Source organism: Rhodoferax sp. RT5P35 (assembly GCF_056521385.1).
In genome coordinates this window covers 32,421-47,058 of sequence record NZ_JBWMAX010000016.1, presented here as the reverse complement: position 1 = coordinate 47,058, position 14,638 = coordinate 32,421, and the positions used below count along the sequence as shown (strand labels likewise).

The following is a 14,638-nucleotide window of genomic DNA, read 5'->3' as shown; positions in this document are numbered from 1 at the left end:
CTCCTAGCGTACGTCGCGGTCGCGCGAGCGCGAAACATCGCGCGAACGGGCATCGTTAGACAAAGACACGGGTGCGGTGGGTGCCACCGGTACAGCGGCAGATGGGTCAACAGTTGCGGTTGCAGCTGCACCCGTCTGGCCCGACATCTGCATGATTTTGTCGAGCGGCAGGTAGAGCAGGTTAGAACCCTGGCGCGAGTCCACCAGCACCTTGGTTACGTTTCCATAGACCTGCTGCATGGTGTCCAGGTACATGCGGTCGCGGGTGACCTGCGGGGCTTTCTGGTATTCGGTCAGTACCGAGCGGAAACGCTGCGCATCACCGTCAGCCTGGGCCACGATGCGGGCCTTGTAGGCTTCGGACTCTTCTTTCAGGCGCGAGGCAGAACCCACGGCACGGGGCACCACGTCATTGGCATAGGCTTGCGCGTCGTTTTTGGCACGTTCACGCTCCTGCCCGGCCTTCAACACATCGTCAAACGCTGCCTGCACTTGCTCCGGGGGGCGCACGCCACTTTGCTGCATGTTGATGCCCACCACTTCGATCCCGACGTTGTAGCGGTCCAGAATCGTCTGCATCAGAGTACGCACGCGGGGGCCAATTTGATCGCGCTCGTCGGCCAGAGCCGAATCCATTTTCATCTTGCCGACCACTTCGCGCACCGCGGTTTCGGCCGCTTGCACGACCGCACCCGTGGGATCCTTGCTTTCAAACAAGAAAGCGCGGGCATTGCTCAAGCGGTATTGCACAGCAAATTTGATCTCGACGATGTTTTCGTCTTCGGTGAGCATGGCCGACTCACGCAACCCTGTAGCCTTGATGATGGAGTCACGTCCCACATCGACGGAGCGAATCTGCGTCACAAAAACCAGCTCATGGCGCTGGATAGGGTATGGCAGGCGCCAGTTAAAACCGGCACCTACGGTAGATTTGTACTTGCCAAACTGCGTGATCACCGCCTGCTGGCCTTCTTGCACAATGAAGAAACCTGTGCCCAGCCAAATCAACACCACAACAGCAGCGATCAGGCCCATGCCGATACCGGCGCTCTTCATGTCGGGCTGGAAACCGCCACCAGAGCCGCCGTTGCCACCGCCTTTGTTGCTGTTATTCGGGCGCTGGCCGCCCTTGGCGCCGCCAAACAGGCCGCCTAGTTTGCGGTTGAAGTCACGCCACAATTCGTCCAGATCGGGCGGGCCCTGGTTCGGGCCCTGGCCTTTGTTGGGCGTGTTTTTGGGTGGTTCATCGGGCTTGGGGGTACCGTCGGCTTCCGACTTGTCGTCACCACGGCCCCAGCGGGGATCGTTCAAATTGAACATGCCCCGGATGCGACCCGGCAAGGCGGCCAAATGGATGTGGTGGCTAAGGGCCCGTAAGTTGAGATTCATTCGCTCAGGTCTCTTGGTTGTCATTCGTCTATTGTGCCCAATCGGGCAGCATCCCCATTCCACCCAGGGGATTGGGCAACGCCATCGGCGGTAGGCATTTTGGTGATCGCCAGTTCTGCCAGTTGCAGGCGCAATGCGGGCAGCCCCTCGCCGCTCTGGGCACTCAAAAATATGCGGGGTACTCGCTGGCCATCCACTTCAAACATATCCTGTAGTTGAAGCGGCCAGCGGGCTTTATCAAGGGCATCCAGCTTGTTAAACACCAATAGCTGGGGCACATCGGCCGCGCCAATCTCGCGCAGTACCAGAGCCACCTCGGCCATCTGCTCCGGGAAATTCGGATTGGATGCATCCACCACATGCAGCAGAAGGTCGGCATCCGCCGCCTCTTGCAGTGTGGCGCGGAAGGCATCGACAAGGCCGTGCGGCAAATCGCGGATGAAACCCACAGTATCTGATAGCGACACCGAGCGTCCAGCCTCACCCAGGTAGAGCTGGCGGGTGGTGGTGTCCAACGTGGCAAACAACTGGTCGGCGGTGTAAGCGCGGGCCTTCACCAGGGCATTGAACAGCGTGGACTTGCCCGCATTGGTGTAGCCCACCAGGGAGATGGTGAAGGCATCGCGGCGGGCCCGCTGGCGGCGCTGGGTGCTGCGCTGCTTCACCACTTTGGCAAGCCGCTCTTTGGTACGCTTGATCGACTCGCCCAGCATGCGGCGGTCCAGCTCGATTTGTTTCTCGCCGGGACCGCCGCGCATGCCGATACCGCCGCTTTGCCGCTCCAGATGCGACCAGCGGCGCACCAGCCGCGTACTCAGGTACTGCAGCCGCGCCAGTTCAACCTGCAATTTGCCTTCATGGCTGCGCGCACGCTGGGCGAAGATGGTCAGGATCAGCATGGTCCGGTCGTTGACCGGTAGCTCGCAGTGGCGTTCCAGGTTGCGCTGCTGGGCCGGGCTCAGGCTTTGGTCAAACAAAATCTCGGTCGCGCCGTGCATTTGCGCCAACAGCTTGATTTCGTCGGCTTTGCCGCTGCCGACAAACAAGGCGGCATCGGGTGCCTGGCGCTTGCAAGTGATGCGGGCCACCACACGCATGCCCGCAGTGTCGGCCAGCAAGCCTAGCTCTTCGAGCTCTTTGTCAAAATGGGGAGTGCCTAAGTCAACGCCGACCAAAACGGCCAGCGGCATGTCAGGAGTATCAGCAGAACTCAAATCGGGATGTCGGTAAGGAAAAGAGGCTGTGGCGGGCTGGGTACCGAAACAGGTACCCAGCCACCAAGAGGATGAACCGCGGATTAAGCCGCTGGCTCTGCCGCCGTCGTGTCGTCTGCAGCCGAGAAATTGACTGCGCGACCTGGGACGATGGTGGAGATAGCGTGCTTGTAGACCATTTGGGTCACGGTGTTGCGCAACAGCACAACGTACTGGTCAAAAGACTCAATCTGGCCCTGGAGCTTGATGCCGTTGACGAGGTAAATCGACACGGGTACATGCTCACGGCGCAAGGTATTGAGAAATGGGTCTTGAAGAAGCTGCCCTTTATTGCTCACGATATTCTCCGTGTTGTGAAGAGGTTAAAGAAGATGCGGACCTTACCACAGGGTTTCCAGCACTTACCCTGAAATAAGGGAAGCCCCCATTGAATTGCGGAGACTGGGGCTATATCAGTCGTCTTTGTCTGAATACGGATTCGCTGCCGACTTCATCTGGATACGCAGTGGCGTACCGGTTAGATTGAAAGCCTTGCGGAAGCGCCCTTCGAGAAAACGCTTGTAGGATTCGGTCACATGCTCCAGCGAGTTGCCGTGGATGATGATGATCGGCGGGTTCATGCCACCCTGGTGGGCGTAGCGCAATTTGGGGCGGAACATACCGGCGCGCTGCGGGCTCTGGAAAGACGTGGCCTCCAGCAGCAAACGCGTCAGCACCGGGGTGGACATCTTGCACATGGCCGCCTGGTGGGCCTGCAGAATCGAGGCCCACAATGGCCCCAAACCCTGGCGCTTGATGGCCGAAATAAAGTGCATGGAGGCAAACTTCAAGAATGCCAGCCGTGTTTCGATGGAGCGCATCACCAATTGGCGCTGGTAGGCATCCACTGCATCCCATTTGTTGATCGCCAGCACTACCGAGCGGCCACTTTCCAGGATGTAGCCCGCAATGTGGGCGTCCTGGTCGGTCACGCCCTGGGTGGCATCGATCAGCAGCAGCACCACGTGGCAGGTCTCAATCGCCTGCAAGGTCTTGACCACCGAGAACTTCTCGATGGCTTCAAAAACCTTGCCCTTGCGACGCAAACCGGCGGTGTCGATCAGCTCAAACTTATGGCCGTTACGCTCAAACGGCACGCTGATGGCATCGCGGGTGGTGCCAGGCATGTCAAAGGCCACCAGGCGCTCTTCGCCCAACCAGGTGTTGATCAGGGTGGACTTGCCCACATTGGGGCGACCGGCCACGGCCAGCTTAGTCACGCCGATGTCTTCGGCCTCGGCCTCTTCATCCGGGTCGGCCAGGTTCAACGGGGCCAGCGCCAGATCGACCAGGTCGCGGATGCCCTGGCCATGCGCGGCAGAAATCGGGTACACCGCACCCAGGCCCAGTTCGTAGAACTCAATCAACTGGTGGCCTTCGGTCATGCCCTCGGCCTTGTTGGCCGTCAAAATACAGGGCTTGCCCAGGCGGCGCAGGTATTTGGCGATGTCGTGGTCCTGGGCGGACAGGCCGCCCCGGGCATCGACCACAAAAATCACCACATCGGCTTCGGCCACGGCCTGGCGGGTCTGCTTGGCCATTTCTTTGTAGATGCCGCTGTCGGCATCGGGCTCGAAACCGCCGGTGTCAATGACGATGTACTCGTGCTTGCCCTGGCGGCCATTGCCGTAGTGGCGGTCGCGGGTGAGACCAGCGAAGTCCGCCACGATCGCATCACGCGTCTTGGTGAGGCGGTTAAAAAGAGTGGATTTGCCCACGTTGGGGCGACCGACTAGGGCCAAAACTGGTTTCATAGGATGGCGCAGATCGGCTGACGCAAATAGTTATTCAGGCTGGAAGCCAAAAACACCGCCGTTGTGGGTCACCACAACAACCGTGTTGCCCGCAAGCACGGGATCGACCGCAATGGCGGAGCCGTCAGTGGACACGCGGGTCAAGGCTGACCCGTCTTCGCGGGACAGGAAATGTACCAGACCCGTGCCATCGCCCACCACCACCGAGCGGCCCACGGCCAGCGGAGCCGACAAAGTACGGTAGCGCAGGCGCTCCGAGGACCACAGGCGTTCACCGTCCACACGGCTCCAGGCCAGCACCTTGCCATCGTTTTCGGTGCCGAAGACCGCGGTGTCGTTGCCGCCCACGCCTTCCGAGGCTACGGCGGGCTTGGTCCATAACAAACGGCCCGACTGGGCATCTACGCAGCCCACCGCCGACTGGAATGCGCGGGCGCAAACCACATTGCCAACGCGGCTGACGCTGCCCACCAGATCGACCAGGCGCTCGACTTCGTTGGTACCCCGCGGCGCGGCAATTGCGGCTTCCCAGCGGGTGCTTCCATTGGCCGGGTTCATGCCCACCAGACGGCCCGACATGCCGGCCACCAAGGTGTCGCCCACCGCCATCAAGACGCTGGACTGGCCCAGCACAAGGGCCTCGCCCGTACGCTGCTGGTTCCATAATTTGCGGCCGGTCTGGCCATCAAAGGCGGCCACCGAACGGTCGGCCGCCAGCAGGAAAACACGGCCACCGGCCACCAAAGGCGCGGTATAGGCTTGTGCGCCCAGGCGCTGGCGCCACAGTACCCGGCCCGCCTCCAGAGCGACGACTTCATTCTCGCGGGTGACGACGGCGGTGACTTTGCCGTCGCTGCCCACGCCCGCCGAGAGGGGGGCGCCCACCGAAGCCCGCCACAGTTCACGGCCGGTCGCGCCATCCAACGCCAGTACCGTGCCGTTGTTGCTCGCCACGGCCACCGTGCTGCCGCTGACACTGGTCGTCAGCGGGAAGCTGACATCGCCCAGCTTGGCGTTCCAGGCCTGGCGCACGCCCAGCAAGGCCACGTTGGCGGGCAGATCAACCGGCTTAGGCTTGTCTGGCGTACTGGAGCACGCAGCCAAGGCCGCTACCAAAAAAATAGCTACTGGCGTACGCAAAATATGCGCTAGAGGCATTTTTTTCATTATTTTTTAACTTCTACGGTGACGGGGCTGGCAGCAGTGACTACAGGGGCCACAGGAGCAGCAGGACGGGGATCGATGCCCAGGCTGTTGAGTTTGATCTCGACGATGCGGCGGTAGTCGTCCAGTGCGTCCAAGCCGGTGTAGGCGGCTTTGTACTGGGCAATCGCCTCGGCTTTATTGCCTTGCAGGGCGAAGACATCACCTTTGCGGTCGGCCACCAGGGGCTCGAATTCTTTGGGGAAGCTGCCCGACAACTGCTTCATCGCTTCGTCATACGACTTGGATTCGAGCAACACGCTGGCCAAGCGCAGGCGCGCCACAGGCTGGTAGCCGTCTTCGGACGACTGCTCGGCCACCCAGGTCAAGGCATCCTTGCTGGCATCCACATTGCCTTTGTCAAACAGGGTTTTGGCGGCGAGCAGACCAGCTTGCTGGGCAAAGGTGGTGCGGCCAAACTTGTCTTTCATGTCGGTGAAAGCGCGCTCAATCTTGGCGGTATCCCCGGCCTTGGCAGCGCGGTCTACCTCGTCATACAGGGCTGCGGCTTGGGCGGACTGGGTACGTTGCCAATACTGGTAGCCGTTCCAGCCCGCAAAACCGGCCAGCACCACGATGAGCGACCAGGTGATGAGATTGCCAAAACGGTTCCAGAAAGCTTTGAGTTCGTCAAGCTGCTCTTGTTCTTCAAGGTCGAGGTGGTTTGCCATAAGTTTTTGTATAGAACTTGCGCAGCGCCCCAGTAACGCCCTCCGGGCTTACAGGGGGAACTTGCGTAAGTCCTGTTGTAGTCGAATTTACGATTGTAGGGTGGTGGCCCAAGCGGCCACGTCGGCCTCACTGCCCAGACGCTGGGTGGTTTGTACACCGCTGCCGTCGCGCAGGGATTTCACCAACACCAGGTTTTGCGCCAGCTCGTCGGCACCAAAAATCAGCGCGTACCTGGCCCCACTGCTGTCGGCCTTTTTGAGTTGCGACTTCATGCTGCCCATGCCCTCAGAGGCACCGGCGTGCATCTGCACCTGCACACCGGCACGGCGCAAGGTTTGGATGGTTTGCATGGCCACCGGCAAAGCGGCGGCATCGGGCACCACGGCGTAGGCATCGGCCACCAACGCGGGCAGCTCGGCACCCTGTTCCTTGATGAGTTCCAGCACGCGTTCGATGCCCATGCCCCAGCCGACCGCCGGGGTGGGTTTACCACCCAGCAGCTCGAACAGGCCGTCGTAGCGCCCTCCTCCGCACAGCGTGCCCTGGGCACCTAGCTCGTCGGTGATGAACTCGAACACGGTGTGGCTGTAGTAGTCCAGCCCACGCACCAGGCGCGGATTGATGGTCCACTGCACGCCGCAGGCGGTGAGCAGGCTTTGCACGGTGTCCAGGTGCTTGCGCGAGGCATCGCCAAGGTAGCTGAGCAGTTGTGGCGCGTCTTGCACCATGGCCTGCATGGCAGGGTTCTTGGTGTCGAGGATGCGCAGCGGATTGGTCAGCAGGCGGCGCTGGGCATCGGCATCCAACAGTTCGCGGTGCTGCTCAAAGTACGTGATCAAGGCCGCGCGATGGGCCTGGCGCTCGGCGGGTACGCCCAGGCTGTTGAGCTCCACGCGCACATTGCGCAGGCCCAGACCGGCAAGCAACTCGTGGGCCAGCAGCATCAACTCGGCATCCACCTCCGGCCCAGCAAAGCCCAGGGCCTCGGCACCGAGTTGGTAGAACTGGCGGTAGCGGCCACGCTGGGGCCGCTCGTGGCGGAACATCGGGCCCATGTAGTACAGGCGCTTGCCACCGTCGTAGGTGAGGTTGTGCTGGATGGCGGCGCGCACCACGCCGGGGGTGTTTTCGGGGCGCAGGGTGAGCTGCTCGCCGTTGAGGCGGTCTTCGAAAGAGTACATCTCCTTCTCGACAATGTCGGTGGTCTCACCCGTGCCACGCACAAACAGGGCGGTGGGTTCGACGATGGGCGTGCGGACCATGCGGTAGGCTGCGCGCGCCATCTGCGTGCGGACCTTGTCTTCCAGCCATTCCCAACGCGCCGAGTCGGGTGGCAGTATGTCGTTCATGCCTTTGACGGCACTGATTTTGTCAGCCATACATCCTATTCACTATTATTTTTATAGCTACTAGCGCATACTTTATATACGCCAGAGGCCGATTTGACACTTAATTTTCAACTAGGCCAGCGCAGGGCTACCGAAGCGCTTGGCGATATAGTTTTCTACGATCACCTGGAATTCCTGGGCGATTTTGTCGCCCCGCAAGGTGACGCTCTTCTCACCGTCGATGTAGACCGGCGCGGCGGGCGCTTCACCGGTGCCCGGCAGGCTGATGCCGATGTCGGCATGCTTGCTCTCGCCCGGGCCGTTGACGATGCAACCCATCACCGCGACCTTCATGGCCTCGACACCGGGGTACTGCTCGCGCCAGACGGGCATTTGCGCGCGCAAAAAGTCGTCGATCTGCTTGGTCAGCTCCTGGAAGGTGGTGCTGGTGGTGCGGCCACAGCCGGGGCAGGCGGTGACGCTGGGCACAAAGCTGCGCAGGCCCAGCGACTGCAGAATTTCGGACGCGACCACCACCTCTTGCGTGCGGGCCTCGCCGGGCTGGGGCGTGAGCGAGACGCGGATGGTGTCACCAATGCCTTCTTGCAGCAACACGGCCAGCGCGGCGCTGGAGGCCACCGTGCCCTTGGTGCCCATGCCGGCTTCGGTCAGGCCCAGGTGCAGGGCGTAGCGGCAGCGTTGGGCCAAAGCGCGGTAAACCGAAATCAGGTCCTGCACACCGCTGACCTTGCACGACAGAATGATTTGCTCGGGCGGCAGGCCCATGGATTCGGCCAGCCGGGCGGACTCGATGGCCGAGGTGATCAGCGCCTGGTACATCACCGGCTTGGCATCCCAGGGCACCGCACGGCGGCTGTTTTCGTCCATCAGCCCGGCCAGCAGTTCCTGGTCCAGGCTGCCCCAGTTCACGCCAATGCGCACGGCTTTTTTCCAGCGTACCGCGGCCTCGATCATCTGGCCGAACTGGCGGTCGCGCTTGTCGCCCTTGCCCACGTTACCGGGGTTGATGCGGTATTTGGACAAGGCTTCGGCGCAGGCCGGAAAATCGGTCAGCAATCGGTGGCCGTTGTAGTGGAAATCGCCGACCAGGGGCACGTCGATGCCCATGCGGTCAAGCTGTTCGCGGATGTAGGGCACGGCCTGGGCGGCCTCGGGGGTGTTGACGGTGATGCGCACCATCTCCGAGCCCGCGAGCGCCAGTTCTTTGACCTGGATGGCGGTGCCGATGGCATCTACCGTATCGGTATTGGTCATGGACTGCACCCGCACCGGGGCATCACCACCGACGGTCACATCACGGGCGCCCCAGCGCACATGGGCCTGGTAGGTGCTGCGCACACGGGGTGCGGCAGCGTCAATCGGGGTGGAAAAGTCCAGCGCAGAGTATGTGGAGGGCATCACTTCACCTCGAAACGGGCAACACGGTCTTTGGGGAAAGCCGCCATGTCATAAGGCTGGCCGCGCACTTGCAACTGCACGGCATCCACACGTCCCACCACGATGGCCATCGGGAAAGGACCAGTGACTTCCACAGTTTCACCAGGTTTAAGGTTGCGGCCCACACTCGCCACCCCTTTGGCATCGGTCACCTTGACCCAGGACTCCGCCTGGGCCGTGAGTACCAGACCCTGGGTTGCAGATGCGGACGAAGCCGCGGCGACCGTGGGGGCAACTACCGCCTCGGCAGGCATGGGCTCGGATGCATCGGCCATCGGCACTGGCGCTACGGGGGCCTCTGTGGCCTCCACACCCGGGGCCAATACGGCCACCGCGTCTTTGCTGTCATCGGAAGATTTGGGCCAGAGCACCACCGCCACTGCAGCAACGAGCAAGGCAGCCACCGCCAATACCGACGGGCTCAGCATCTGCCCGCGAAGCGATATGCGCGGGCCTGAGCCCGTCGGGCGGTACGGCGTGTTGATGGACGGGGCCTCGGCACCCAGCCGGGAAACACCCGTGGCCGGAAAATGCGCCAGCACCGGGGTGGGGTCGATTTTGAGCGTGCGGCACACACTGGCGGCCAGCGCCCGCGCAAAGGTCAGGTCGGGCAGCAGGTCGATGCGCCCTGCTTCTAGCGCCTCAAGCTTGTTCACCGGCACCTTCAGCGACACGGCCAAGGCGGCGACGTGCAGGCCGGTGGCTTCGCGCGCCTTGCGCAGCAAATTGCCAGCCTCTACGGCGGAGGCGGCACTATCCGGCACCGCGTTCAACGCAATTCCCTCTTGCCCCACTGGCTCACTCATCGAATGCCCCTCTGTCATATGCGGCCAGCTCACGCGACTGGCCAAAACGTTTTTTCAATTGGTCCACCAACTGCAGCATGGCTTCGCGGTTTTCCATGCGGCGCTCGACCTTGATGCCAAGCCACAAGGACTCGGCGTTGGCCAGCTCGGAATTGTTCAATCGGCGGATGTAGAACTGCGCTCGCAACCACTCTCCACGCTGGAACAGCAGGGTCGACAGGTTGTAGGCAATGATGGGATTGCCCGCGTCCAGCTCGTAGGCGCGGGCCAGGTTGCGCTCAGCCTCGGGCAGCAGGCCGGCGCGCTGCTGGCACAGTCCCTCGGCCATCCAGGTTTTAGAACGGGCACCATAGGTCGGGTTGGCCAGCGCCTGCTCGAACATCTGGATCGACTCGGGGTAACGGCCCTGCTGGCACATCAGCCAGCCGTAGTTATGCAAGGTGTTGGGTTCGCGGGGGTTGGTGGCCAGGGCGCGGCGAAAGCTGTCTTCGGCCAGGCGCATGTCGTTGAGCCGCATGTAGATCAGGCCGCGCAGGTTGTAGGCATCAGAGAAAGACGGGTCGATCACCAGGGCCTGCTTCAACTCATCCAGTGCCACGGTCGTCTGGCCTTGCTCGAAATAAGCCACAGCCAGTTGCATGCGGGTACGGGCACGCTTTCGGGCCTCCGGCTCGTCAGAATCGGTGAGCAATTCGCCCTGCGCTACAGGCACCGGGGCTGCTCGGGGTGTGGGCGTAGTCACCGTGCTGCTGTTGGAGGTGCTGGTGGTGGTTGTGGTCGTGGTGCAGGCCTGGAGGCCCGCCAACAAAGAAAAACCCGCCAACAACCGAACCAGCACCGCTGTACACAGAAATTTTTGCATGCCTCAAGCCCCTTTAACCTGATTGTCCAATGCGTCCACCGCGGTCAGAACCTGCGCCATCATCACCACCCGTTGCTGCGCCATGCGCTTGACGACCTGGGTGCGGTCTTTCACATCGCCTGCGAGCTGTCCGCAGGCGGCATCGATATCGTCACCCCGGGTCTTGCGCACCGTAGTGATGATGCCTGCATCGCTGAGCATCTTGGCAAACGCCGTGACCCGGGCCATGGGCGAGCGCAGCAGACCGGATGCCGGGAAAGGGTTGAACGGAATGAGGTTGAACTTGCACCACACGCCGGGCTGGCGGTATTGCTGCACCAGGGCAATCAGTTGCTGGGCGTGCTCGGGCTGGTCGTTCACGCCGTCCAGCATGCAGTATTCAAAGGTAATGAAGTCGCGCGGCGCGTGCGCCAGGTAGCGGTTGCAGGACTCCAGCAACTCGGCCAGCGGGTACTTTTTATTTAGCGGCACCAGATTGTCGCGCAGCGCATCGTTCGGTGCGTGCAGCGACACGGCCAGGGCGACGGGGCAATCCAGGCCCAGCCGGTCAATCATCGGTACCACGCCCGAGGTGGACACCGTGACCCGGCGGCGCGACAGGCCGTACCCGTGGTCGTCCAGCATGACTTTCAGGGCGGGCACCAGAGCGTTGTAATTCTGCAAGGGCTCGCCCATGCCCATCATCACCACGTTGGAGATGACACGTTCAGAGGTGTTGAGGTGCTTGCGCAGGAAGTGTTCGGCAAACCAGAGCTGCGCAACGATTTCACCAGTAGTGAGGTTGCGGCTGAAGCCTTGGTGGCCGGTGGAGCAAAAGCGGCAGCCTACGGCACAGCCCGCCTGAGACGATACGCACAGGGTGCCCCGGTCAAGCACTGACGACCCCCGGCTGCCTGCGGCAACCGCCCCCCGAGGGTGCGGTACTGCGCCTTGGGGCGGCCCGGCGTCTCCATACTCGGGAATAAATACCGCTTCGACGGCGTTGCCGTCGCCCACATCGAACAGCCACTTGATGGTGCCGTCGGTGGATGCGTGCTGGCTGATGAGCGGCAGGCCCTGCACATGCGCGCTGGTGGCCAGCTTGTTGCGCAAGGACTTGGCCAAATCGCTCATCTGCTCGAAATCGGTAGCTCCACGTTGGTGGATCCAGCGGAACAGCTGGGTGGCGCGGAAACGCTTTTCACCGAGCCGTTCGCAAAACGCGGCCAAGCCGTCGAGGTCAAAGTCGAGCAGGTTGGCCGTCATTGCAAAAGCGCGAAGGAGAGCGCTAGTTACTTGGCGGCGTAAACGTTCATGCCGGCGAAGAAGAAAGCGATTTCTTCCTTGGCGGTTTCAGCTGCGTCGGAGCCGTGCACAGCGTTGGCATCAATGCTGTCAGCGAAGTCGGCGCGGATGGTGCCAGCGTCGGCCTTCTTGGGGTCGGTAGCACCCATCAGGTCACGGTTCTTCAGGATGGCGTTTTCACCTTCCAGGGCCTGGATCATCACGGGGCCAGAGATCATGAACTCGACCAGGTCCTTGAAGAAAGGACGGGCAGCGTGCACAGCGTAGAAAGCTTCGGCTTCACCGCGCGACAGGTGGGCCATGCGGGCAGCAATGACCTTCAGGCCAGCAGCTTCAAAACGGGCGTAAATCTGGCCGATGACGTTCTTGGCAACGGCGTCGGGCTTGATGATGGAGAGAGTGCGTTCGATTGCCATGATTTTTCCTATGAGATTCAGAAATTGGGTTTTATGGGAATTTTGCCAACTAAGCAAAGCCTGCGAGTTTAACCCGGCAGCATGTCCTCTTTACGAATAGGCCGCCGTGGTGTAGGCGATTGCGGTGCCTGGCGAGGCGCTTAACGGTTACGGCCGCCTCTGCCGCCACCGTTGCCACCATTGCCTCCGTTACCGCTACCACCACGCCGTGGCCCGCCCTGATTCGGCTCCTTGCGCTGGCGCACCAGGCTATCGGCACCGATGTAACCCAGCGAGGTTTTCATCGGGTCGGGCTGGCCGCCAGCATCTTTACGCACCGGGCCACGGCCTTTGCCACCAATCTGGTTGGTCATCAGGGGGTTGGGCGCCATAGGCGCATTGGCACCCGATGGGCGTGGGCCGCGGCCACCGGTGTTGCGGCCACCGCGGGTACGGTTGGGCGCTTCACGTTTATCCAGGGGATTGGGCGGACGGTGGCTGGGTGCACGGGCCTGGCGGGGTACTTCGTCGAATTCGCCTGCCGGGGCCTTGTTGGCCGCCCGGACCAGGGCCTGGATGTCGCGCTCGTCCAGCTCCATCCAGCCACCGCGCTTGAGGCCGCGCGGCAGCAGCATGGCACCGTAGCGGATACGGATGAGCCGGCTCACGGCGTGGCCCACAGCTTCCAGCATGCGGCGGACTTCGCGGTTACGGCCTTCAGAGATGGTGACCCGGTACCAGCAGTTGGAGCCCTCGCCGCCGCCTTCTTCAATGCTGCCGAACGAGGCCATGCCGTCGTCCAGCTTGACACCGTCGAGCAGGCGCTGCTTTTCTTCCTTGTTTAAAGCGCCCAGCACGCGCACCGCGTACTCCCGCTCCAGGCCAAAACGCGGGTGCATCAGCTGGTTGGCCAGCTCGCCCGAGCTGGTGAACAGCAGCAGGCCTTCGGTATTCAGATCCAGCCGACCGACCGATTGCCACTTGCCCTGGTGCAGCTTGGGCAGGCGGCGGAACACGGTGGGACGGTTTTGCGGGTCGTCGTTGGTGACCACTTCGCCCACGGGCTTATGGTAGGCAATCACGCGGGCGGGCGGCGGCTCGATACGAAAACGCACGGGTTTGCCGTTGACCTTGACCGAGTCGCCAAACTGCACGCGCTGGCCGATGTGGGCGGGCTCGTTGTTGACCGAGATACGGCCCTCCAGGATAAGCTGCTCCATCTCCAGGCGCGAACCCATACCGGCCTGGGCCAGCACCTTGTGCAGCTTGGGGCTTTCGGCCTGGGGCAGCAGTACCCGCTTGGCAGGTGCCAGGTCCGCCACCTCTTCGTCGGCATCGAACTGACCAGACACCACATCCAGAAAGCGGTTGCCCTCCTCGGTCTTCAAAAGGGGGGTGGGCAGCGGCGTAGATTCTTCAGGGATGTTCATGGGGTATCTCGGTTATCGGGGCTGCCACCGTATCGACAGGCCCCTCGGGGAAAATCGGGGAAATGGGAAAACTAGGAGGAATGGGGGCAAGCTCCACCAGGGTGGGCTCTTCGGTGCGGGTCAGCGATGCCAGCAATTCGGCACGCTGCACAGGGTCGTCGGCCAGTGGCAATTGGTCTAGCGATGACAGACCTAAATCGTCCAAAAACTGCCGGGTGGTGGCAAACAAGGCCGGGCGGCCCACGGTTTCGCGGTGGCCAATCACTTCGATCCAGCCCCTGTCTTCCAGCTGCTTGATGATCATGGCGCTGATGGTGACACCACGGATTTCCTCCATGTCACCCCGTGTGGCGGGCTGGCGGTAGGCAATGATGGCCAAGGTTTCCAGCGTGGCACGGCTGTAACGCGGGGGTTTTTCGGGATGCAAGCGGTCCAGGTACTCGCGCATTTCGGGTCGGCTTTGAAAACGCCAGCCGCTGGCTACCTGCACTAACTCGACGCTGCGCTGGGCCCAATCGTTTTGCAGCTCCAGCAGCATTGCTTTCACGGTATCTGCAGCCAGGGCGTCTTCAAACAGCACCCGCATATCGCGCACAGGCAAGGGCTGCTGCGCGCAAATCAGCGCAGCTTCGAGGACGCGCTTGGCCTCTGCCGTGTTCATGGTGGTTCAATATTCCGGGAAAACGTGCCTGGGACTGCACAAAATCGACAGCGTGGGTTTCGAATTGCAGCCAGCCCTCAGCTCTGTGCACAGGGTGTTGCAAAAACCGGCGAGCGTCAGAACTGCTGCCTGAGCTTCAAAAC

The 14,638-nt window shown here is 62.0% G+C and carries 14 protein-coding genes; all 14 read right to left on the bottom strand.

What is annotated here, in order from left to right:
• Positions 1-3 precede the first annotated feature (3 nt).
• A complete protein-coding gene (gene hflK / locus AC097L_RS20660; RefSeq protein WP_479588596.1) occupies positions 4-1,389 on the bottom strand; it encodes an FtsH protease activity modulator HflK in 1,386 nt (461 codons plus the stop codon).
• Positions 1,390-1,409: 20 nt separating this feature from the next.
• Positions 1,410-2,579, bottom strand: a complete 1,170-nt coding sequence (hflX, locus tag AC097L_RS20655) for a GTPase HflX (RefSeq protein ID WP_479588661.1) — start codon at positions 2,577-2,579, stop codon at positions 1,410-1,412.
• A gap of 107 nt (positions 2,580-2,686) precedes the next feature.
• Positions 2,687-2,941: an RNA chaperone Hfq gene (hfq, locus tag AC097L_RS20650; RefSeq protein ID WP_295955116.1), complete on the bottom strand. Its 255-nt coding sequence runs from the start codon at positions 2,939-2,941 to the stop codon at positions 2,687-2,689.
• A 114-nt stretch (positions 2,942-3,055) separates the two neighbouring features.
• Positions 3,056-4,396 carry a ribosome biogenesis GTPase Der gene (gene der, locus AC097L_RS20645; protein ID WP_479588595.1) on the bottom strand — a complete coding sequence of 447 codons (1,341 nt, stop codon included), beginning with the start codon at positions 4,394-4,396 and terminating at the stop codon, positions 3,056-3,058.
• A 30-nt stretch (positions 4,397-4,426) separates the two neighbouring features.
• Positions 4,427-5,554 carry an outer membrane protein assembly factor BamB gene (gene bamB / locus AC097L_RS20640; RefSeq protein WP_479588660.1) on the bottom strand — a complete coding sequence of 376 codons (1,128 nt, stop codon included), beginning with the start codon at positions 5,552-5,554 and terminating at the stop codon, positions 4,427-4,429.
• 8 nt (positions 5,555-5,562) lie between these two features.
• Positions 5,563-6,270, bottom strand: coding sequence for a YfgM family protein (locus tag AC097L_RS20635; RefSeq protein ID WP_479588594.1), 708 nt, complete (start codon positions 6,268-6,270; stop codon positions 5,563-5,565).
• 87 nt (positions 6,271-6,357) lie between these two features.
• Positions 6,358-7,650, bottom strand: coding sequence for a histidine--tRNA ligase (gene hisS, locus AC097L_RS20630; protein ID WP_479588593.1), 1,293 nt, complete (start codon positions 7,648-7,650; stop codon positions 6,358-6,360).
• A gap of 81 nt (positions 7,651-7,731) precedes the next feature.
• Entirely contained in the window at positions 7,732-9,018 is a 1,287-nt protein-coding gene (gene ispG, locus AC097L_RS20625) for a flavodoxin-dependent (E)-4-hydroxy-3-methylbut-2-enyl-diphosphate synthase (RefSeq protein WP_479588592.1), read from the bottom strand.
• Positions 9,018-9,863 (bottom strand): helix-turn-helix domain-containing protein, encoded by an 846-nt coding sequence (locus AC097L_RS20620; RefSeq protein ID WP_479588591.1) that lies wholly within the window; start codon positions 9,861-9,863, stop codon positions 9,018-9,020. Before AC097L_RS20620 ends, ispG begins: the two co-directional genes overlap by 1 nt.
• Positions 9,856-10,725 (bottom strand): type IV pilus biogenesis/stability protein PilW, encoded by an 870-nt coding sequence (gene pilW, locus AC097L_RS20615; protein WP_479588590.1) that lies wholly within the window; start codon positions 10,723-10,725, stop codon positions 9,856-9,858. The genes AC097L_RS20620 and pilW overlap by 8 nt, the downstream gene beginning before the upstream one ends.
• Positions 10,726-10,728: 3 nt before the next feature.
• Entirely contained in the window at positions 10,729-11,970 is a 1,242-nt protein-coding gene (gene rlmN, locus AC097L_RS20610) for a dual-specificity RNA methyltransferase RlmN (RefSeq protein ID WP_479588589.1), read from the bottom strand.
• 26 nt (positions 11,971-11,996) lie between these two features.
• Positions 11,997-12,425: a nucleoside-diphosphate kinase gene (gene ndk / locus AC097L_RS20605; protein WP_367849884.1), complete on the bottom strand. Its 429-nt coding sequence runs from the start codon at positions 12,423-12,425 to the stop codon at positions 11,997-11,999.
• 140 nt (positions 12,426-12,565) lie between these two features.
• Positions 12,566-13,834: a pseudouridine synthase gene (locus tag AC097L_RS20600; RefSeq protein WP_479588588.1), complete on the bottom strand. Its 1,269-nt coding sequence runs from the start codon at positions 13,832-13,834 to the stop codon at positions 12,566-12,568.
• On the bottom strand, positions 13,821-14,495 hold the full coding sequence (gene scpB / locus AC097L_RS20595; protein WP_479588587.1) for an SMC-Scp complex subunit ScpB: 675 nt from the start codon (positions 14,493-14,495) through the stop codon (positions 13,821-13,823). Before scpB ends, AC097L_RS20600 begins: the two co-directional genes overlap by 14 nt.
• Positions 14,496-14,638: the final 143 nt, after the last annotated feature.